Origin of the sequence: Pseudodonghicola flavimaris (assembly GCF_030164425.1) — a bacterium.
Classification (GTDB): Bacteria; Pseudomonadota; Alphaproteobacteria; order Rhodobacterales; family Rhodobacteraceae; genus Pseudodonghicola; species Pseudodonghicola flavimaris.
The window spans coordinates 191,041-209,579 of record NZ_JASNJD010000007.1; the positions used below are offsets into that span (position 1 = coordinate 191,041).

At 67.1% G+C, this 18,539-nt stretch carries 17 protein-coding genes and 1 tRNA gene; 9 read left to right on the forward strand and 9 right to left on the reverse strand.

The window, feature by feature from the left end:
- Positions 1–129 precede the first annotated feature (129 nt).
- The 3 genes from QO033_RS11775 (at position 130) to typA (ending at position 3,183) form a co-directional block, all read left to right on the forward strand.
- On the forward strand, positions 130–849 hold the full coding sequence (locus QO033_RS11775; RefSeq protein ID WP_284481172.1) for a sulfotransferase family protein: 720 nt from the start codon (positions 130–132) through the stop codon (positions 847–849).
- Between the two features lie 103 nt (positions 850–952).
- Complete coding sequence (locus tag QO033_RS11780) at positions 953–1,288, forward strand: SMR family transporter (protein ID WP_284481173.1); 336 nt, start codon at positions 953–955, stop codon at positions 1,286–1,288.
- 77 nt (positions 1,289–1,365) lie between these two features.
- Entirely contained in the window at positions 1,366–3,183 is a 1,818-nt protein-coding gene (typA, locus tag QO033_RS11785) for a translational GTPase TypA (RefSeq protein WP_284481174.1), read from the forward strand.
- Between the two features lie 81 nt (positions 3,184–3,264).
- Here typA and QO033_RS11790 read toward each other — a convergent pair whose 3' ends face one another.
- Positions 3,265–3,858 (reverse strand): SAM-dependent methyltransferase, encoded by a 594-nt coding sequence (locus tag QO033_RS11790; RefSeq protein ID WP_284481252.1) that lies wholly within the window; start codon positions 3,856–3,858, stop codon positions 3,265–3,267.
- A 74-nt stretch (positions 3,859–3,932) separates the two neighbouring features.
- Positions 3,933–5,012, reverse strand: a complete 1,080-nt coding sequence (locus QO033_RS11795; protein ID WP_284481175.1) for a PA0069 family radical SAM protein — start codon at positions 5,010–5,012, stop codon at positions 3,933–3,935.
- A gap of 187 nt (positions 5,013–5,199) precedes the next feature.
- Between QO033_RS11795 and QO033_RS11800 the strand changes: the two genes are divergently transcribed.
- On the forward strand, positions 5,200–5,898 hold the full coding sequence (locus QO033_RS11800; RefSeq protein WP_284481176.1) for a corrinoid protein: 699 nt from the start codon (positions 5,200–5,202) through the stop codon (positions 5,896–5,898).
- 3 nt (positions 5,899–5,901) lie between these two features.
- On the forward strand, positions 5,902–6,609 hold the full coding sequence (locus QO033_RS11805; RefSeq protein WP_407682111.1) for a DUF1638 domain-containing protein: 708 nt from the start codon (positions 5,902–5,904) through the stop codon (positions 6,607–6,609).
- Between the two features lie 308 nt (positions 6,610–6,917).
- Here the strand turns inward: QO033_RS11805 and QO033_RS11810 are convergent, their stop codons facing one another.
- The gene (locus QO033_RS11810; protein ID WP_284481178.1) at positions 6,918–7,328 is read right to left on the reverse strand and encodes a SufE family protein; all 411 of its coding nucleotides are present in this window, start codon (positions 7,326–7,328) and stop codon (positions 6,918–6,920) included.
- A 139-nt stretch (positions 7,329–7,467) separates the two neighbouring features.
- Here QO033_RS11810 and QO033_RS11815 point away from each other — a divergent pair, with 139 nt between their 5' ends.
- Positions 7,468–7,989, forward strand: a complete 522-nt coding sequence (locus QO033_RS11815; RefSeq protein ID WP_284481179.1) for a hypothetical protein — start codon at positions 7,468–7,470, stop codon at positions 7,987–7,989.
- 68 nt (positions 7,990–8,057) lie between these two features.
- On the opposite strand, the gene rnd is transcribed toward QO033_RS11815, so the two are convergent.
- The 3 genes from rnd to purM all read right to left on the reverse strand — a co-directional run bounded on the left by rnd (position 8,058) and on the right by purM (position 10,988).
- Complete coding sequence (gene rnd, locus QO033_RS11820) at positions 8,058–9,215, reverse strand: ribonuclease D (protein WP_284481180.1); 1,158 nt, start codon at positions 9,213–9,215, stop codon at positions 8,058–8,060.
- Between the two features lie 133 nt (positions 9,216–9,348).
- On the reverse strand, positions 9,349–9,945 hold the full coding sequence (purN, locus tag QO033_RS11825; RefSeq protein ID WP_284481181.1) for a phosphoribosylglycinamide formyltransferase: 597 nt from the start codon (positions 9,943–9,945) through the stop codon (positions 9,349–9,351).
- Positions 9,942–10,988, reverse strand: a complete 1,047-nt coding sequence (gene purM, locus QO033_RS11830; RefSeq protein WP_284481182.1) for a phosphoribosylformylglycinamidine cyclo-ligase — start codon at positions 10,986–10,988, stop codon at positions 9,942–9,944. Before purM ends, purN begins: the two co-directional genes overlap by 4 nt.
- 119 nt (positions 10,989–11,107) lie before the next feature.
- Between purM and QO033_RS11835 the strand changes: the two genes are divergently transcribed.
- Positions 11,108–11,183, forward strand: a tRNA-Ile gene (locus QO033_RS11835).
- Between the two features lie 610 nt (positions 11,184–11,793).
- Here QO033_RS11835 and QO033_RS11840 read toward each other — a convergent pair.
- The gene (locus tag QO033_RS11840) at positions 11,794–12,033 is read right to left on the reverse strand and encodes a hypothetical protein (protein ID WP_284481183.1); all 240 of its coding nucleotides are present in this window, start codon (positions 12,031–12,033) and stop codon (positions 11,794–11,796) included.
- Between the two features lie 149 nt (positions 12,034–12,182).
- On the opposite strand from QO033_RS11840, the gene QO033_RS11845 reads away from it, so the two are divergent.
- On the forward strand, positions 12,183–13,829 hold the full coding sequence (locus QO033_RS11845) for a tetratricopeptide repeat protein (protein ID WP_284481184.1): 1,647 nt from the start codon (positions 12,183–12,185) through the stop codon (positions 13,827–13,829).
- A 71-nt stretch (positions 13,830–13,900) separates the two neighbouring features.
- Here QO033_RS11845 and QO033_RS11850 read toward each other — a convergent pair whose 3' ends face one another.
- Complete coding sequence (locus QO033_RS11850) at positions 13,901–15,634, reverse strand: tetratricopeptide repeat protein (protein WP_284481185.1); 1,734 nt, start codon at positions 15,632–15,634, stop codon at positions 13,901–13,903.
- A 162-nt stretch (positions 15,635–15,796) separates the two neighbouring features.
- Between QO033_RS11850 and QO033_RS11855 the strand changes: the two genes are divergently transcribed.
- A complete protein-coding gene (locus tag QO033_RS11855; RefSeq protein ID WP_284481186.1) occupies positions 15,797–16,045 on the forward strand; it encodes a hypothetical protein in 249 nt (82 codons plus the stop codon).
- 295 nt (positions 16,046–16,340) lie between these two features.
- On the opposite strand, the gene QO033_RS11860 is transcribed toward QO033_RS11855, so the two are convergent.
- On the reverse strand, positions 16,341–18,536 hold the full coding sequence (locus tag QO033_RS11860; protein WP_284481187.1) for a xanthine dehydrogenase family protein molybdopterin-binding subunit: 2,196 nt from the start codon (positions 18,534–18,536) through the stop codon (positions 16,341–16,343).
- Positions 18,537–18,539 lie beyond the last annotated feature (3 nt).

Below are 18,539 nucleotides of genomic sequence, written 5' to 3' on the forward strand. Positions count from 1 at the left end.
GACGGAAATCCTGTCTGCTGTCGTTGAAGGTCAAAACGACCCGACGACATGAAGGACAGCCCCAATGAATGCCTGCCGCCCCGGTGCCGCGACACGCCCCATGCTCCACGCCCCCCGGAGGCGCGCGGCATGAGCCGACATCTCCCGCTGATCCCGGCGCCGACCTGGCATCTGGCATCCTATCCCCGCAGCGGCAATCACCTGGTTCGCAGCCTGATCGAATTCGCCACTCACCGGCCGACGCTGGGCTGCCCCGGCGCGACCCAGGACGCCCCGATCTACCAGCGCCCCGCCAATGCCCGCGCCCGGCTGATCGATATCCGCGACGCCGATCCGGTGGCCTTCAAGTCGCATTTCGCCAATCAGATCCAGCGCCACGATCAGGACTATCTGATCGACCATTTCCTGCTGATCACCCGCGACCCGCGCGAGGCGATCTCCTCGCATCTGGCGCGCGATCTGACCCGGCATTTCTGCCTTGGCGACCGCACCCTGCGCCGGCGGGTCGAGCAGGAGCTGAACATCTATATCGCCCTGCTCTATGCCTATCGCGCCTATCCGGCGCGGCGGCGGCTGCATGTGCGGTTCGAGGACCTGACCGCACCGCCCGAACGGTCGCACCCGGCGGCGCGCGCCCTGCTCGATGCGATGGGGCTGCCCTCGGCCGAGCTGACGGCCGCCGGCTGGCTGCAGGTGCGCAAGATCGCCGCCGCCAGCCAGCATTCGCTGGGGCGCCGCGGCCAAAAGGTCCGCGCCCGGCTGCGTCAGGCCGTGGGAGCCCGGATCGGTGCCGCGGATGTGGACCATTTCCTGGCGACCGGAAGCTGGTCCGGCCCGTTGTCGGGCTGAGCCGTCGCGGACACCCTTGTCCCGCGCGCCCGGCTCTGGTTAGAGGAAACGGGGTCCCGCCCGATCCCCGTTCCCGTCTGCCCGTTCCGCGCCGAGGTGTTTGATGCCGTTGCACTACGTTTACCTGATCCTCGCCGTCGCGGCGGAGACCATCGGCACCACGGCGCTGCAGGCCAGCCAGCAGTTCACCCGGCTCTGGCCCTCGGTTCTGGTGGTGATCAGCTACGCCGTCAGCTTCTACCTGCTGGCCCAGGTGCTGCGCCTGATGCCGGTCGGCATCGTCTATGCGATCTGGTCCGGGCTCGGCATCGTCTTCATCGCCGCCATCGGCTTCGTCGCCTTCGGGCAGAAGCTCGACGCCCCGGCGCTGCTGGGTCTCGGGCTGATCATCGCCGGCATTCTCGTCATCAATCTGTTCTCCAGCTCCACCGGGCACTGATCTGCGGCAATTTACACTGGCCTTCTGCGTTGCAGCAGGCTATGCGCCCTGCAATTCCTGCATTCGAGGCAAGACATATGGACCTTCGCAATATCGCGATCATCGCGCACGTTGACCACGGCAAGACCACGCTGGTGGACGAGCTGCTGAAACAATCGGGCGCCTTCCGCGAAAACCAGGCCGTGGCCGAACGCGCCATGGACAGCAACGACCTGGAGCGCGAACGGGGCATCACCATCTTCGCCAAGCCGACCTCGGTCGAGTGGAAAGGCACCCGGATCAACATCGTCGACACCCCCGGCCACGCCGATTTCGGCGGCGAGGTGGAGCGCATCCTGTCGATGGTCGACGGTGTGGTGCTGCTGGTCGACGCCGCGGAAGGCCCGATGCCGCAGACCAAATTCGTCACCTCCAAGGCGCTGGCACTGGGGCTGCGCCCGATCGTGGTGCTGAACAAGGTCGACAAGCCCGATGCCGAACCCGACCGGGCGCTGGACGAATGCTTCGACCTCTTCGCCTCGCTCGACGCGGATGAGGATCAGCTCGATTTCCCGCACATGTATGCCTCCGGCCGCTCCGGCTGGGCCGATGCCGAGCTCGACGGGCCGCGCAAGGATCTCTCTGCGCTGTTCAACCTGATCGTCAACCACGTGCCGGCGCCGCGCCAGATCAAGCATCAGGACGAGGATTTCCGGATGCTGGCCACGACGCTCGGATCCGACCCCTTCGTCGGCCGCATCCTGACCGGCCGGATCGAAACCGGCCGCGTCAAGGTCGGCCAGACGGTGCAGGCGATCTCCCGCATCGGCCAGAAGATCGAGCAATTCCGCGTCACCCGGGTGCAGGCCTTCCGCGGTCTGGGTCAGGCAGACATCGAAGAAGGTCTGGCCGGCGATATCGTCAGCCTCGCCGGGATGACCAAGGCCACCGTGGCCGATACCATCTGCGCCCTGGCCGTGGACGATCCGCTGGACGCCCAACCGATCGACCCGCCGACCATCACCGTGACCTTCGGCATCAACGACAGCCCGCTGGCTGGCCGTGAAGGCAAGAAGGTGCAATCGCGCGTCATCCGCGAACGGCTGATGAAAGAGGCCGAATCCAACGTCGCCATCAAGATCGCCGACACCCCCGGCGGCGAGGCCTTCGAGGTCTCCGGCCGTGGCGAACTGCAGATGGGCGTTCTGATCGAGAACATGCGCCGCGAAGGGTTCGAGCTGTCGATCTCCCGCCCGCAGGTGATCATGCGCGAAGAGGACGGCCAGCGGCTGGAGCCGATCGAAGAGGTCACCATCGACGTCGACGACGAATACTCCGGCGCGGTGATCGAAAAGCTGACCGGCGCGCGCAAGGGCGATCTGGTCGAGATGCGGCAGAACGCCGGCAAGACCCGGATCGTCGCCCATGTGCCGTCGCGCGGGCTGATCGGCTATCACGGCGAATTCCTGACCGACACCCGCGGCACCGGCGTGCTGAACCGCGTGTTCCACTCCTGGGCGCCCTACAAGGGGCCGATCCCGGGCCGGCGCCAGGGCGTGCTGATCTCGATGGAAGACGGCGAGGCAGTGGCCTATGCGCTGTGGAACCTCGAAGAACGCGGCAAGCTGTTCCTGGGCGCCCAGGCCAAGGTCTATCAGGGCATGATCATCGGCGAGCACTCGCGCGACAACGACTTGGAAGTGAACCCGCTGAAGGGCAAGAAGCTGACCAACGTGCGGGCCTCCGGCACCGACGAGGCCGTAAAGCTGACCACCCCGATCACCCTGTCGCTGGAAGAGGCCATTGCCTACATCAACGACGACGAGCTGGTCGAGGTCACCCCGAATTCGATCCGCCTGCGCAAACGCTATCTCGACCCGCATGAGCGCAAGCGGATGGCAAAGAGCAACGGGTAAATCTGCCCGCTTTCACGACGAAGGCCGCCCCAATGGGCGGCCTTTTCTTTGGCAGGCTGCTGGCAGGGCCCACGCGCCGGGTCAGAGCGGCTTGCGGGCGATGAAATCGATCAGCGCGGAGCGGCCGGAATGCCCAGGGCCTTCGTCGATCTCGCGCTCATAGGCCGCGCAACGCAGCAGCTCCCAGCCCGGGAACGCCTGCGTCAGCATCTCCTCGGTATACATATGCGACGGGTCGCGCGGTCCGCCGGTGCCATACTCCACCTGTTTCGGCGTGTAGCCATGCAGCAGCAGAAGCCCGCCCGGCGCCACCGCCTGCGCCATCCAGCGAAACAGCTGATCCCGTTGCGCCGGCGCCGCGAACTGGATGAAGATGCCGACCACGACATCGAAGCTTTGGCTCCAGTCCCAGTCCTCGATGCCCGAAAGGTGATAATCGACCGCGACACCGCGTTCCGCCGCGAGCCCCCGCGCCTTTTCCAGACCGACCGGAGATGCATCGAAGGCAGTCACCCGATGCCCTTCGGCGGCGAGGAAGCTGGAGTTCCGTCCCTCGCCATCGGCAACGCAGAGAACCGTCGATCCCGGCGCCAGGCTACCCGCCCTATCGGCCAGAAAGGCCGCCGGCGCCACCCCGAACAGATATCCCGGTTGCGCATAGCGTTGATCCCACATCGACATGGCGGCTCCCCGATTATTCAGTGTCATCAGGGCGATATGGGGCCAACCGCCGCCCGGTCAAGCGCCGGTCAGAACAAAGACAGCTGATCGCCCTTCTGCGGCGGCACCCGGAACAGATCGGTGCGCAGCGGCGCCACCCTGCCGTTCAATCCCAGCCGCCCGGCCGCGGTGCGGAACCGTTCGGCGATCATCCGGGCGTATTCGCCCTCGCCCCGCATCCGGTGGCCCCAGCGCGGATCGTAATCGCGCCCGCCGTGCATTTCCCGCACCCGCGCCATCACCCGGGCGGCGCGGCCCGGTTCCTGTTCGGCCAGCCATTCCTGCCACAGCGGCGACACCTCGCGCGGCAGCCGCAGCATGATCCAGCTCGCCGCATCGGCTCCGGCCGCCTTGCCCGCCTCCAGGATCGCCTCAAGCTCGTGATCGGTCAGCGCCGGCACCACCGGCGACACCATCAGCCGCACCGGCACCCCGGCCGCCGTCAGCCGGCGAATGGTTTCCAGCCGCCGCGCCGGACGCGGCACCCGCGGTTCCATCCGCCGCGCCAGATCGGCATCGAGCGTGGTCACCGACAGCCCGACCCGCACCAGCCCGCGCGCGGCCATCGGGCCGAGGATGTCCAGATCGCGCTCCACCAGGGTGCCCTTGGTGACGATGGCGACCGGATGATTGAACTCGGCCAGGACCTCCAGCACCGACCGGGTGATGCGCCGCTCCGCCTCCAGCGGCTGATAGGGGTCGGTATTGGTCCCCAGCGCCAGCACCGCCACCCGGTAGCGTTTCGCGCTCAGCTCCTGTCGCAACAGCTCCGGCGCCCCGGGCCGCGCCAGCAGCCGGGTTTCGAAATCTAGCCCCGGCGACAACCCCAGATAGGCATGGCTGGGCCGGGCAAAGCAGTAGATGCAGCCATGCTCGCATCCACGATAGGGATTCAGCGACCGGTCGAAGGGCAGATCGGGGGATTTGTTCCAGGCGATCGCGCTGCGCTGCGGCTCGTCGCGCACCTCGGTCCGGAAGCCGGGGCGCGGTTCGGGGATATCCCAGCCGTCCGCCTCCTCCACCCGCCCGAGATCGAAGCGACCCGGCTGATTGCTGGCGGCGCCCCGGGCGCGGCGGCGGTCTGGGTCTATGACAGGATCGGGACTCATATGCCGACGTTAGAACAAAAAAGGAACATGCGCAATTCCCCGCGACCGGCCGCCGCATTTTCCCGCTGTTGGTCGGTTGCGGCGCGGCGGGTGTCGCAAATATCACAACCCGTCGACCGGCTTGTGGCATCAAGATATGCAGATCACCACCTGCGGGGATTTCCCCGCCTGTCAGGGAAATGCGCCCATGTCGGAAGAAGATGACATCATCCTCAGCGAGCTCGATGACGAAGAGCTGGTCCAGCAGATGTTCGACGACCTCTACGACGGTCTCAGGGAAGAGATCGAGGAAGGCGTCAATATTCTTCTGGACCGCGGCTGGGCCCCGTATCGCATCCTGACCGAAGCGCTGGTCGGCGGCATGACCATCGTCGGCGCCGATTTCCGCGATGGTATCCTCTTCGTGCCCGAAGTGCTGCTGGCGGCCAACGCGATGAAGGGCGGCATGGCCATCCTGAAACCGCTGCTGGCCGAAACCGGCGCGCCGCGGGTCGGCAAGATGGTGATCGGCACCGTCAAGGGAGACATTCACGACATCGGCAAGAACCTGGTGTCGATGATGATGGAAGGCGCCGGTTTCGAGGTCGTCGACCTCGGCATCAACAACCCGGTCGAGAATTATCTCGAGGCGCTGGAAACCGAACAGCCCGACATCCTGGGCATGTCCGCCCTGCTGACCACCACCATGCCCTATATGAAGGTGGTGATCGACACTCTGGTCGAACAGGGCAAGCGCGACGATTATATCGTGCTGGTCGGCGGTGCGCCGCTGAACGAGGAATTCGGCAAGGCGATCGGGGCCGATGCCTATTGCCGTGACGCGGCCGTCGCGGTGGAGACAGCCAAGACCTTCGTGGCGCGCAAACACAACTCGATGAGCGCCTGAGCCATGGTGCGGCGGCGGTCCAAAGACCGCCCCGCGCGGCGGCCCGGATTGCCGCCGCCGGCACCGGGCGGCGCCCTGACCGACAGCCGCCTGACGGAGGAAGGCTTCGCGCCCCCCGTGGCGGCGCCCGGTCGCATCCTGCTGATCGCCTGCGGCGCTCTGGCGCGGGAAATCCTGGCTCTCAGGCAGGCGAACGGCTGGGATCACATCGACCTGACCTGCCTGCCCGCGATCCTGCACAATCACCCCGACCGGATCACCGAAGCGGTGGAAACCGCCGTCGACGCCCATCGGGCGCGCTACCGGACGATCTATGTCGTCTATGCCGACTGCGGCACCGGCGGCCGGCTGGCTGCGGCCTGCGCCCGGCTCGGGGTCGAAATGGTGGCCGGGCCGCATTGCTATTCCTTCTTCGAAGGCAATGCCCGTTTCGCAGCCGAAGACGAACCCACCGCCTTCTACCTGACCGATTTCCTGGTACGCCAGTTCGACGCCTTCGTCTGGCGGCCGCTGCAGCTGGACCGGCATCCGGAGCTGCGCGACCTCTACTTCGGGAATTACACCAAGCTGGTCTATCAGGCGCAGACCGAGGATGCGGCCCTGACCGAACGCGCCCGCGCCTGCGCCGACCGGCTCGGCCTGAACTTCGAACGGCGCTCTACCGGCTACGGCGATCTGGAAACCACCCTCAGGGACTGGGCCGGCCGCTGAGGCAGAGAATGCGCCTGCGGCGCATGCCTTCGGCGAGAGTATTTTGACAGAGAAGAAGGCTCCGGGCGGGCTCGGTCCACCCCGCCATCCGGCCAGCTCAGGCGGGACGGCGGGGCTTCTCCTCTGACGGCCATCGGCTCTCCAGCCTGTACCGCGCGTCTAGGGAAGCAGACCTTGATGAATGAGGGGTTAACCAACCGCGCGCGCGCCGACACCCCAGGCGCGCCCGTCCTGCTTCTTCTCTGCAAAAATACTCAACGGACCCGGCACCGGCCGCGATCGTCACCGGTGTCGGGCCGGGCGCGCGATCAGACCTGTTCCGCGGCGACCAGGCGGATCCGTTCGATCATCGCGGTGAGCCCGTTGGAGCGTTGTGCCGAGAGGTGATCGTTGAGCCCGAGACGGCCGAGCTCGCCACGGGCATCGATCCCCGGCACCTCCGCCACCGGCACCCCGTTGTAGAGCGCGCGTAGGACCGCGATCAGGCCGCGGACGATCATCGCGTCGCTGTCGCCGTCAAAATGGAACACGCCGTTCTCGATCACCGGGTGCAGCCAGACCTGGCTGGCACAGCCGTCGACCTTGGTGGCCGGCACCTTCAGCGCCTCGGCCAGCGGCTCCATCGCCTTGCCGCGATCGATCACGTAGCGATAGCGATCCTCCCAATCCTCAAGAAACTCGAAATCCTCGACAATTTCTTCGAAGGCGGGCGCAGCCATGGGACGGGGTCCTTGCAGGGTTGTTGACGGCTTCTGACCTAAGACCCGCCTGCGCGACTGTCCAGACCCGGCTTGCCGCTTTTCAACCGCGCCGCGATGCGGTAGTCGGAGAGGACGGACCAAGAAAGAGTTTCGGCACATGCAAAGACCTCTCACTGTTCTGCTGGTGGCAAGCCTGGTGCTGGCCGGATGCGGCTGGCGCGACTCGCGGCTCAACCCCGGCAACTGGTTCGGCAAGAGCCGGTCGGAGGCTATCGAACCCGCGCAGCCAGATCCGGTGAACCCACTGCTGCCCAAGAAAAACGGCAAGGGCATGTTCGCCCGGCCGGATCCCGAGGATCTGAGTGTGCCGATCTACACCGTCAGCAAGCTCGAGGTCGAGCCGACCAATACCGGCGCTATCATCTACGCCGAGGGCGTGGCGCAGCGGCAGGGCCCCTATGACGTGGAGCTGCGCGATATCAGCACCGCGGAGGAAGAGGCCGAGGGCGTGCTGTCGCTGTCCTACCGCGTGGTCTATCCGAGGAAAGCGACACCGCAGGGGAGCGAATATTCCCGGACGGTGCGCGCGGCGCTGTCGATGAGCAAACAGCAACTGAGCCGGATCAAGACCATCCGGGTGAGCGGCGAGACCAATCAGCAGGTAACCCGCCGCCGCTGACCACAGCACAGGCGCCGCGGCGGATCAGCCGCGCCGCCATCGACCGCCTGCGCCCGGGTCCGGTCAGATCAGAGATCGACGACGCGCACGGTCTGGCCCTTGGCCGCCAGCGCGATCTTGCCTTCACAGAGCTGCAGCGCATCGGCGCCGAACACCTCGTAGCGCCAGCCCTTCATCGCCGGAACGTCGCGCAGCCCGGCGGCGATGGCGTCCAGATCCGCGCTCGGCGCGATCAGCTTCGCCGCCACACCGGCGCTTTCGGTCTTCGCCTTCAGCAGCACCCGCAGCAGATCGGCCAGCGCCGGGTTCACCTGCAGCTTGTCGCGGCTGCGGTCGGGTTTCGGCAGATCGTCGGCGGGGCAGTCGATGCCGCGGCCGATGGCGCTGAGGATACCGTCGGCGATGGCGCCGCGCCGCGCCTCTCGCAGCAACAGGCGCAGCCCGCCCAGATCGGCATGGGTGCGCGGCTTGACCGAGGCCATCTCGACCAGCGCGTCATCCTTGTAGACCCGGTTGCGCGGCACGTTGTGATCCTGGGCATAGGATTCGCGGAACGCCGCCAGTTCGCGCACGATGGCGAGGAAGCGGGCTGAGTTGGTGCGGGTCTTGACCCGGCGCCAGGCCTCTTCCGGGCGGATGTCATAGGTGGCCGGATCGGTCAGGATCTCCAGCTCTTCGGTGACCCAGTGGCTGCGGCCGGATTTCTCCAGCTCCGCCGCCAGATATTCGTAAATCTTGCGCAGATGAGTGACATCGGCCAACGCATAGCGTTTCTGCGCATCGCTCAGCGGCCGGCGCGACCAGTCGGTGAAGCGCGAGGTCTTGTCCAACGGCTGATGCACGATCTTGCGCACCAGGGTCTCGTATCCGGCCTGTTCGCCAAAGCCGCAGACCATCGCCGCGACCTGGGTATCGAACAACGGCTTCGGAAACACCCCGGCCTCGACCCAGAAGATCTCCAGATCCTGGCGCGCGGCATGGAACACCTTCACCACGTTTTCATCGCGGAAGAGCGCATAGAGCGGCTCAAGCGAAATCCCCTCGGCCAGCGGGTCGAGCAGAACGGCGGTTTCGTCGGTGTCGCCCGGCATCGCCAGCTGCACCAGGCACAGCTTGGAATAATAGGTCCGCTCGCGCAGGAATTCGGTGTCGACGGTAACGTAGGGCTGGGTCCGGGCAGCGTCGCAGAAGTCTTGCAGGTCCTGCGTGGTCGTGAGCGTTTTCATCAAATGCGTTTTCTATGTTCCTGAAGTCCGGTCCGACCCGGCCGAAAATCGCGGCGGACGTCGGATTTGGGATTCATACGCACTTCCAGATCGCTTTGCAAATCCACAGATCGCCGGCGATGACTGGCGCGGCTCAGCCCAGAAAGATCGGCGTCCGGTCCCCTTCGGCGAACCGCCGCAGCACCGCGGGATAGAGGATATGCTCCTGCTCCAGCACCCGGGCGGCCAGCACCTCCGGCGTGTCGCCCGGCAGCACCGGCACCCGCGCCTGCCCCAGAATCGGCCCGTCGTCCAGTTCGGCGGTCACCTCATGGACGCTGCAGCCATGTTCCGCGTCGCCGGCTTCCAGCGCCCGCGCATGGGTGTGCAACCCCTTGTACTTCGGCAGCAGCGAGGGGTGGATGTTCAGCATCCGGCCCTGCCACTGGCTGACGAAACCGGCGGTGAGCACCCGCATGAACCCCGCCAGACAGACGATATCGGGCTGCGCCGCCAGCAGCGGTTTCATCAACTCCGCCTCGAAGGCGGCGCGATCCCCCTTGAAGGGGCGGTGTTCGACGAAGGCGGTCGGCACGCCACGGTCGGCCGCCTTGGCCAGCCCGCCGGCGTCGGGATCGTTCGACAGCACCAGACAGGGCCGCGCCGGGTGATCGCCGGTCATGCTGTCGACCAGCGCGACCATATTCGATCCGCCCCCCGACAGCAGGATCGCCACGCGTTTGTGGCTCACGACAGCGCCCCTTTGTAGGAAACCCCCTGCCCCGCCGTCACCGTGCCGAGCGTCGAGACGCTCTCGCCCGCGGCGGTGAGCAGTTCGGTCAATGCCTCCGCCCGCTCCGGCGCCACCACGACGATCATGCCGATGCCGCAGTTGAAGGTCTTGAGCAGTTCCGCCTGCGCCATGCCACCGGTCTCGGCCAGCCAACCGAAGACGGGAGGCAGCGCCCAGGCGTCCAGATCGATGTCCGCGCCCAGTCCCTCGGGCAGGACCCGCGGCAGGTTCTCGGTCAACCCGCCGCCGGTGATATGGGCCAGCGCATGCACGCCGCCGGCCCGGATCGCCGCCAGCACCTGGGTGACATAGAGGCGCGTCGGCGTCAGCAGCGCCGCACCCAGCGTGCCCTCGCCCCAGGGGCAGGCATCGTCCCAGCCGAGCCCGGAGATCTCGACCAGCTTGCGCACAAGCGAATAGCCGTTGGAATGCACCCCGTTGGAGCCGAGCCCCAGCAGCACGTCGCCCTCGGCCACACCCTCGGGCAGCGCGGTGCCGCGTTCCATGGCGCCGACGGCAAAGCCTGCCAGGTCGAAATCGCCCGCCGGATACATGCCCGGCATTTCCGCCGTCTCGCCGCCGATCAGGGCGCAGCCCGATTGTGCACAGCCCTCGGCGATGCCTTCGATGATCCGCGCCGCCTGCTCGGTCTCCAGCTTGCCGGTGGCGAAGTAGTCGAGGAAGAACAGCGGCTCAGCCCCCTGGCAGACCAGATCGTTGACGCACATGGCCACCAGATCGATGCCGACGCCGTCGACATTGCCGGTATCGATGGCGATCCGCAGCTTGGTACCGACGCCGTCGGTCGCCGCCACCAGCACCGGATCGCTGTAGCCGGCCGCCTTCAGATCGAAGAGCGCCCCGAAGCCGCCCAGCCCGCTGGCCACGCCGGGCCGCGCGGTGCGCTTGGCCGCCGGCTTGATCCGTTCGACGAGCGCATTGCCCGCGTCGATATCCACGCCTGCTTCGGCATAGGTGATGCCGTTCTTGCCTGTCGTCATCGGCCGGTCCCTTCGATCGCTGATTGCGCGCGGGTTAGTCGATTGCGCGCCCCGATGCAACGGTTTGACGACGGATAGGCTTGACGCCGAAGCGGATCGTGATACGCAAACAGGCAGGCGGGCCTGTAGCTCAATGGTTAGAGCAGAGCGCTCATAACGCTTTGGTTGCGGGTTCAAGTCCTGCCGGGCCTACCACCAGATTCGCATCGACTTGATTTTTCAAGGAAAAATCAAAGGGTGTCCTGCCTAAACCTACGCGCGGGGCACCGGCTCACAGAATCGCATGGCCTGTTGCCGGAACGGCCGCCCTGATCCTCCTCCCTTTCCATCGCTTTGTCGGCGCGGACAGGCCACATGCCAGCGACATCCGCATCAGGCCTTCGGGAAAAGACCCAGCAGAGGCGAATAAAGCGCGGTGGCCAGACGTAGAGGCCCTGCGAATGGGCTTCAAGGAAGGCACCGAACCGCGAGCCAGTCGCGAACGGCTCGGCCGACGACGGCCGTCGCTAGTCGAGCGGCGCGCTGCTGGTAGCCGCGGGGGTCACCCTATCGTGGCACGAGACCCGCCCTGTCGACGCTCCGACCCCGGCCAGTCCCGACCCGATGCCGAAGTGACCCGAAGCCGGCCTTTGCGGCCAAAGCGATTGCGCGACGTCCAAGCGGCGCCCCGTACGGGCGGGTCGCCCGGCCCGGCTGTCCCCGGTCGGGCCGAAACCGGCGCGGTGAACCTGCCCTGCTGCGCTTGCGGCCATGGTGGGGCCGCCCCACAGGTCCTTCGCCAGCCGGCCCGCGGATACGGGTGCTCCTATCCGCGCTTTGGGACATACCGGGAAAAGGCCCGGTCGGCGTCGCGGCGGGACATCCCCATATCGTCCAGCCGCTCGGCCGGAAGCGACTTGAGCTGCTGTTTCTGGCGATAGCGGTTGTCCGCGTCGGCAATCCAGTTGAGGAGGCGCAGGAGCAGTCCGGGGCGCGCCGGGCTCTGTTTCTCGGTTTCAGCGGTGTCGTGGCGGGCGGTCAGCGTTGCGGTCTGCATCTGGGTCATCCTCCTACAGGTCTGAATATCGGATGAATTCAGCTTGCCACCGCGCCGCAATCAGACCGCAAATCCCAGCGTGAAAACGGATGCCAGGGACGCAATATTTTCGTAAAATCGCACGACTCGTCCCGAAACCCTGAGATCGGAACTGCCTGTTGCCGAGCCGCCCCAGCCTGACTCTCCACGTTTCCGGCACCTTCCGTGCCCATGACGGCGAGGGTCAGGACATTGCCGGCCTGTCCCGAAGAAGTCGTGGACTGCTGGCCTATCTGGCGACGCAGGCCGACATGCGGGCCGAGCGTGGACTGATCGCCGATCTGCTCTGGTCGGACCGGTCGGAAGGACAGGCCCGTGCCTCGCTGCGTCAGGAGCTTTCCCTGCTGCGGCGTTCCCTTCCCGACGGGCTTCTGGGGACGGATCGACAGACGGTCTGGCTGGATGCAACGCGCGTCGCGATTTCCGGCGCCGCCGGCGGGGCGGAATTCCTGAGCGGGTTTGACCTTGCCTCAGAGGGATTCGAGGACTGGCTGCGCCAAAGGCGGATGATGGACGCCGTCTCCCATTCCGAAACACCCACCGCAGCGGTGCCGAGCAGTCCCGAGCCCGCCTCCCGCCCGACGCTCGCGGTTCTTCCCTTCGACGAATTCGGCGTGACGGAGGACGACATGTTCGCCGATGGCGTGGTCGAGGAGATCACCGGCGCGCTCTCCCGTATCCGCGACATCGAAGTGATCGCACGCCAGTCCGCCTTCGCGCTGCGGCGCGAACGGCTGGACGTGCCCAGTGCCGCGGCGCGGCTGGGGGCGACCTATATTGTCGAAGGATCGGTCCGGCGCGCCGGAGATCGGGTCAGGATTGCCGTGCAGCTGGTGAACGGCCCGAACGGGCACACGCTCTGGTCTGAGCGGTTCGACGACCGGCTCGATGATCTTTTCGATCTGCAGGACCGGATCGCGTCACAGGTGGCGGGCCAGGTGGCCCCCAGCCTGCGCGCGGCCGAGATTGCCCGCGCCCGCTCGCACCCGCCTGAAGATCGCACCGCCTATGAGCTCTATATCACCGCTCTGCCGCAGTTCTGGGCCAGCCAGAAACGGAGCATCCTGAAAGCGATCGACCTGCTTGATGCGGCACTGGCGCGGGACCCGGACTATGGCCCGGCACTCGCCTACAAGGCCTGGGCCACCGCCCATCTGGCGACCTATATGTGGTCGTCCGACCCCGACCGCGATCACGACCTGGCACATGAGCTCGCCAATCGCGCGGCGTCGGTCACCGACGACCACGCGCCCTCTCTGGTGGCCATTGCGGGGACCTATGCGTTCACGGCGGAAGATCCGGGCCTCGGCCTGGACTTCGCCCGCCGCGCGCTTCGCGTCGACCCCAACAATGCCTGGGGCTGGATGCGTCTCGCCTGGGCGCAATATTACGACGGCGTGCCCGAGAAAACGCTGCAGTCGATCGAAACCGCCGAGCGTCTGAGCCCGCTTGACCCGTTCCGCTACAACATGCTGATCGCCCGGGCCGCCGCGCTTCGGGAACTCGGAGAGCCGGACAGGGCCGTGGATATCATCCGGGAGGCGATGCGGCTGAAACCCGACCTGACCTGGGCCAGCCGGACGCTGATCGGAACGCTCCTCGCCGCCGGTCGAGAGGACGAGGCCCGGGCCGAAATGCAGCGTCTGCTGAGCAACCACCCGGACATCACCGCCGAAAGTTTCCTGAAACTGACCCCGCGCGCGATCCGGAAGAACGGCCAGCAGTATCTCGATCGCTTTCGCCGGATCGGCCTCTCCGACCGGTGAGCCCTCGCCTCAGGCCAGCGCAGGGGTCGGCGACCCTGCCCTGCGGAAGGTTCGCCGCCGCCGTCCCCTGATCACCTCCCCGCACTGAAGGCCCCGGCGTGTCTGAGGTGCGAGACGAAGACCTCCAGCGTCTCCGGGTCTTCGAACGGATAGGTGGAGCGCACGTAGTCCTCGCTGAAATCGGGCTGGATCCGCTCCAGCCGGTCCAGAGCCTTGCGCGCCCGGTCCATTTCCCCTGCATGCGACAGCGCCGCAATGGCGCGCTGCAGACCGCGCGAGTAGTTTGGCGCCAGCGCGATCAGGCGCACCGCCGCGGCCACGGCCTCGGCGGTCTCTCCCAGGAGCATGTGGCACGTGGTGATATCGCCGAGGACACCGGCCGAATTGGGATGGTTCGGGTTGAGCCGGAAGACCGCTTCCAGATGTTCCAGGGCCTCCTCGACCTTGCCGACGTTTTCCAGGACACAGCCCAGAATATGCCGCGCCGTCGCATCCGAGGGGTTGAGGCGCACGGCTTCGCGGGCATGAAACTCGGATTCAACGAATTCCTTGCGTCCGAACAGCAGCGCGGTGGCACGATAGCCGCGCGCCTCCCAGTTGGTCGGATTGATCTCCAGGGCCGTCTGGGAAGCATTCAGCGAGGTGCTCAGCGCCGCCTCCCGATCCTTCGCCCAACCCATGATCGTCTCGTGCCAATAGCATTTGGACAGCCAGGCCCAGGCACGGGCGAGACCGGGCTCTTTCTCGAGCGCGCGCCGCAGCAGCGCCTTCTGTTCTTCATTGGCCTCCCGGGAGCCATAGCCCTCACCGCCACGGCGCTGCGAGTCGCCGGCCTGCAACAACAGCTGCCAGGCGGACAGATCCGTCGGGCGGGCCTGCGACAGCCGCTGCGAATTCGCCCTGGAGATCTCGGGTTCGATCTGCGCGACGATGGCCCGGCTGACCTCCTCCTCGAAATCGAAAACATTCTCGAGCGAGCCATCGAAATGCCGCGACCAGATCGACTTCCCGTCTTCAGTTGCGGTCAGCGTCACATTGACCCGCACCTGATCCCCCGATGTGCGGACCGCGCCGGTCAGCGCATAGACCGCGCCGAGCGCGCTGGCTGTCTCGCGCACATCGATTTCCCCGGCGGTCTTGTACCCCAGCGCCTCCGGTCCGATGACCGGAAACCAGCGCCAGTAGGACAGGTTCAGGCGCACCTCCTGCGCGAGACCGAGCGCGAGAGAGGAATCACACCCGTCGCCGCCGGGGCAGTCGAAGCCGACCACAAGCACGGAGGGTCGGTCGAAGATGGCCATTGCCGGCGTTTTGGGCGCCTCTCGCGATGGGGCTCCGGCGCGGCCGCCGCGATCCGGGGCCGGCGGCAGCGCCATGCCCTCCGGCACGTCGGCGACTGTCGGCGCGGCCCGTTCCTGGCGCAGCCAATCCTCGAACCCTTCGGACGCCAGATCGAACCCGTCGAGGAACACCCCGGTTACCGAGGCATCGATCGCAACGCGCAGCGGATCGAGCCAGACCAGTTGCCGGTTCGCCTGCAACAGGTCTTCCGGCAGGATTTTGCGCAGGACCGACAGTTCCTGCCGAAGAGAAGCGCGCGCCTGCTCCTCCGGGCGATCCGACCAGAGAAGATCGGCCAGACGGGCCCGCTCGGCGCGCATCCGGGGTTGTTGCGACAGGAACGCGAGCAGCGCCTGCCCGCGCCGCGACAGGCCGCTCAGTTCATTTCCCTGCCGATCCCGTGCCGAGAAAACCCCGGCAAGGGTCAGGATCAGCTCTGGGCGCTCGTCGGGTGACGCAATCATCTCACTGTTTTCAAATGATTTTGTGATATCCGCTTCCGATTTTACGCGATTTTTGCGCGCAAGGGAGGATTTTGATGCACCCTTTTTGCGGAGCCTTTGCGGAGAGGTCGCATTCTGAGCGCATCAACAGCCACACCAACCGGAGAGCACGAGATGATACCGATGACCCGCACCCCTCGCCCCGCCGCCCGCACAGCCCGGCAGACCCCGATCTGGCTGCGCATCCTGAACTGGGTCGCCGACCGCGACGCCGCTTACCGCGCCACGCAAAAGCTCCGCTCCATGCCCGAAGACCGGCTGGAAGACATGGGGATGTCCCGCAGGGCGGCCAATGCCGCCTTCTACGGCCGGGGGTCGCGCCGGGCGGACCACGGCGCTTCGGTCCGGCTGACCGCGTTCCGCAAATCCTGACCGGGGGTCCCATTTGCCGCGACGATCTTCGGGGCTTCAGCCCCGGGTCATCGCCCCTTGCCCCCGCCAACCGCAGGTGCGTTCCGTCGACAATGACCACGGGGAGCAATCGTCTGCGCCAGCAAACGCAGGTGGATCGCCTATCCCGCAGGCGTCACCATCGGAAACCCTCAAGCCATCGCCGTTTTCCGGCCTCAGCCAAACGTGCGTTGCGCGCGGGTTCCCTGTCCGATGCCGCACGCCTTCCCCGGCCTTGCGGCCGGGGAAGGCAATCGTGCCGCTCGGGCGGCGCGGCTCAGCCGAGGTCGTATTTCGACAACGGCAGGCTGCGGATGCGTTGGCCGGTCAGCACCGCCACCGCGTTGACGATGGCCGGGCCGACCGCCGGCAGGCCGGGCTCTCCGACGCCGCCCATCGCCGCGCCGCTGCCGACGATCGCGGTATGGACCCGCGGCATCTGATCCGGGCGCAGGATCGGGTACATGTCGAAGTTGCGCGCCACCGGCTCGCCGTTCTCATAGACCAGCTCCTCGACCAGCGTCTGCGAGGTGCCGAGCGCGACGGCGGATTGCACCTGCGCCTCGACCGTGCTGGGGTTGACCACCTGGCCCGGATCGATGGCGACCCAGATGTCGTGCACCTTCGCCTCGCCAGCGTCGATCGAGACCTCGGCGATCACCGCGACCTCGGAACCGAAGGGCGAGGCCATGGCGACCCCGCGGGCGCGGGTACTGCCATCGGCGGCCTCGAACGGCCCCTGTTTCCAGCCTCCCGCCAGCTCCGCCACACGTTCCAGCAGGCTGCGGTGCCGCTCCGACCCCGACAGCATCGACAGCCGCATCTCATAGGGATCGAGACCGCCGGCCGCCGCCAGCTCGTCCAGAAACCCCTCGTACATGAAATCGTGCATCGAGTGGCCGACCGACCGCCAGTAGCCGATCACCGCCGGGTTCGCCTGGAAGATCTGGCCGATGTGCTTGTTCGGGATCGCATAGGTCTTGCCCGAGATGCCCTCGGTCGCCGACGGGTCCTGGCCCGGAGGGGCGTTGTACCAGCGTTGCGTCGGCCCCTCGCCCACGACCTCGATCTGCAGCGCCTCGGGCCCGTTGGGGCCGACACTGCCGCGGAAGCGCGCAAGGCCCAGCGGACGCGGGGCGTCGCGCAGGAAATCCTCCTCGCGGGTCCAGATCAGCTTGACCGGCCGGCCGACGGCCCGGGCCAGCGCAATCGCCTGCGGGAAGGGGTTCGCCGTGGCATAGAGGAAATGCCGGCCGAAGAAGCCGCCCAGAACCTGTTGGTGCACGATGACCTGCGCCGGCTCCAGCCCGGCGGCCCCGGCCGCGGCGTTCTGGAACATCTCCGGCGCCTGGCAGGGCATCCACAGATCCAGAGTCCCGTCCGCGTTGAACCGCGCCGTGGCCGAGGGGGGCTCAAGCTGGCCATGGACCACATAGGGGGCGTCATAGACCGCCTCGATCACCGTCTCTGCAGCCGCAAGCTGGCCGGCGGCATCGCCTGCGGCTTCCACCTCGACCACCTCGCCTTCGGCCGTCGCCAGGCTGTCGCGGAACCCGGCAGAGGAGAAATCGGCGGGCATCGGCCATTTCGCCTCGCCCTCCGTCCAGTCGATCTCGGCGGCATCGATGGCGCGGCGCGCCTGCCAGAACTTCTCGGCCACCACGGCCACGGCCCCATCCAGCAGATGTACCGAATGGACGCCGCGCATCGCCTCGATCTCCTGCAGGTTGGTGACAGCCGCCGGCGTCAGCCCCAGGCGCGGGGCGTGGCGCAGCGCGGCCAGCAGCATGCCCTCGACCGCGACGTCGATGGCGTAATTCTGCCGGCCGGTGGATTTGGCCCGCACGTCGAGCCGCGGCACAGCGGACCCGATCCAGCGGAAATCGGCCGGGTCCTTCAGCGCGACGCCCGCCGGCACCGGCAGGTCCATCGCAGCGGCGGCAAGATCGCCATAGGCCGCGCGGCGGCCGCTGTCCTTGTGGATCACTTCGCCGGGCTCGGTCACCAGCTCCTCGGCCGCGACACCCCAGCTGCGGGCGGCGGCCTCGACCAGCATCGCCCGCGCGGCGGCGCCCAACTGGCGCATCACCGGATAACCGGTGCGCGTCGACATGCTGCCCCCGGTCAGGCGGAAGCCGCCCATGATGGCGAAGGGCTCGCCCGGCGGTGCGATCTCGACCGAGAAATTCTCCGGCGCGAGGTCGAGCTCCTCACCGACGATCTGCGCCATGGCGGTGAAGATGCCCTGGCCGCCCTCGATGAACGGGCTGCGCAGCAGCGCGGTGCCGTCCGGGCGCAGTTCGAGATAGGCCGTCACCGCCGGCGCATCGGCGGCAGCGGTCTGGCCCCGGGCGGGACGCAGCGGCAGCGTCGTCGCCAGCACCAGGGCACCGGTTCCGGCCAGAAAGCCGCGGCGCGACACATTCACCGGCCGGTCGGCGATCCGACGTGCGAGATGATCGAAAACACCCATGCC

Bases quoted from the DNA above. Each gene is read 5' to 3' on its own strand.
- QO033_RS11775 (WP_284481172.1), top strand. From the start codon at position 130: ATGAGCCGACATCTCCCGCTGATCCCGGCGCCGACCTGGCATCTGGCA.
- QO033_RS11780 (WP_284481173.1), top strand. From the start codon at position 953: ATGCCGTTGCACTACGTTTACCTGATCCTCGCCGTCGCGGCGGAGACC.
- typA (WP_284481174.1), top strand. From the start codon at position 1,366: ATGGACCTTCGCAATATCGCGATCATCGCGCACGTTGACCACGGCAAG.
- QO033_RS11790 (WP_284481252.1), bottom strand. From the start codon at position 3,858: ATGTGGGATCAACGCTATGCGCAACCGGGATATCTGTTCGGGGTGGCG.
- QO033_RS11795 (WP_284481175.1), bottom strand. From the start codon at position 5,012: ATGAGTCCCGATCCTGTCATAGACCCAGACCGCCGCCGCGCCCGGGGC.
- QO033_RS11800 (WP_284481176.1), top strand. From the start codon at position 5,200: ATGTCGGAAGAAGATGACATCATCCTCAGCGAGCTCGATGACGAAGAG.
- QO033_RS11805 (WP_407682111.1), top strand. From the start codon at position 5,902: ATGGTGCGGCGGCGGTCCAAAGACCGCCCCGCGCGGCGGCCCGGATTG.
- QO033_RS11810 (WP_284481178.1), bottom strand. From the start codon at position 7,328: ATGGCTGCGCCCGCCTTCGAAGAAATTGTCGAGGATTTCGAGTTTCTT.
- QO033_RS11815 (WP_284481179.1), top strand. From the start codon at position 7,468: ATGCAAAGACCTCTCACTGTTCTGCTGGTGGCAAGCCTGGTGCTGGCC.
- rnd (WP_284481180.1), bottom strand. From the start codon at position 9,215: ATGAAAACGCTCACGACCACGCAGGACCTGCAAGACTTCTGCGACGCT.
- purM (WP_284481182.1), bottom strand. From the start codon at position 10,988: ATGACGACAGGCAAGAACGGCATCACCTATGCCGAAGCAGGCGTGGAT.
- QO033_RS11840 (WP_284481183.1), bottom strand. From the start codon at position 12,033: ATGACCCAGATGCAGACCGCAACGCTGACCGCCCGCCACGACACCGCT.
- QO033_RS11850 (WP_284481185.1), bottom strand. From the start codon at position 15,634: ATGATTGCGTCACCCGACGAGCGCCCAGAGCTGATCCTGACCCTTGCC.
- QO033_RS11855 (WP_284481186.1), top strand. From the start codon at position 15,797: ATGACCCGCACCCCTCGCCCCGCCGCCCGCACAGCCCGGCAGACCCCG.
- QO033_RS11860 (WP_284481187.1), bottom strand. From the start codon at position 18,536: ATGGGTGTTTTCGATCATCTCGCACGTCGGATCGCCGACCGGCCGGTG.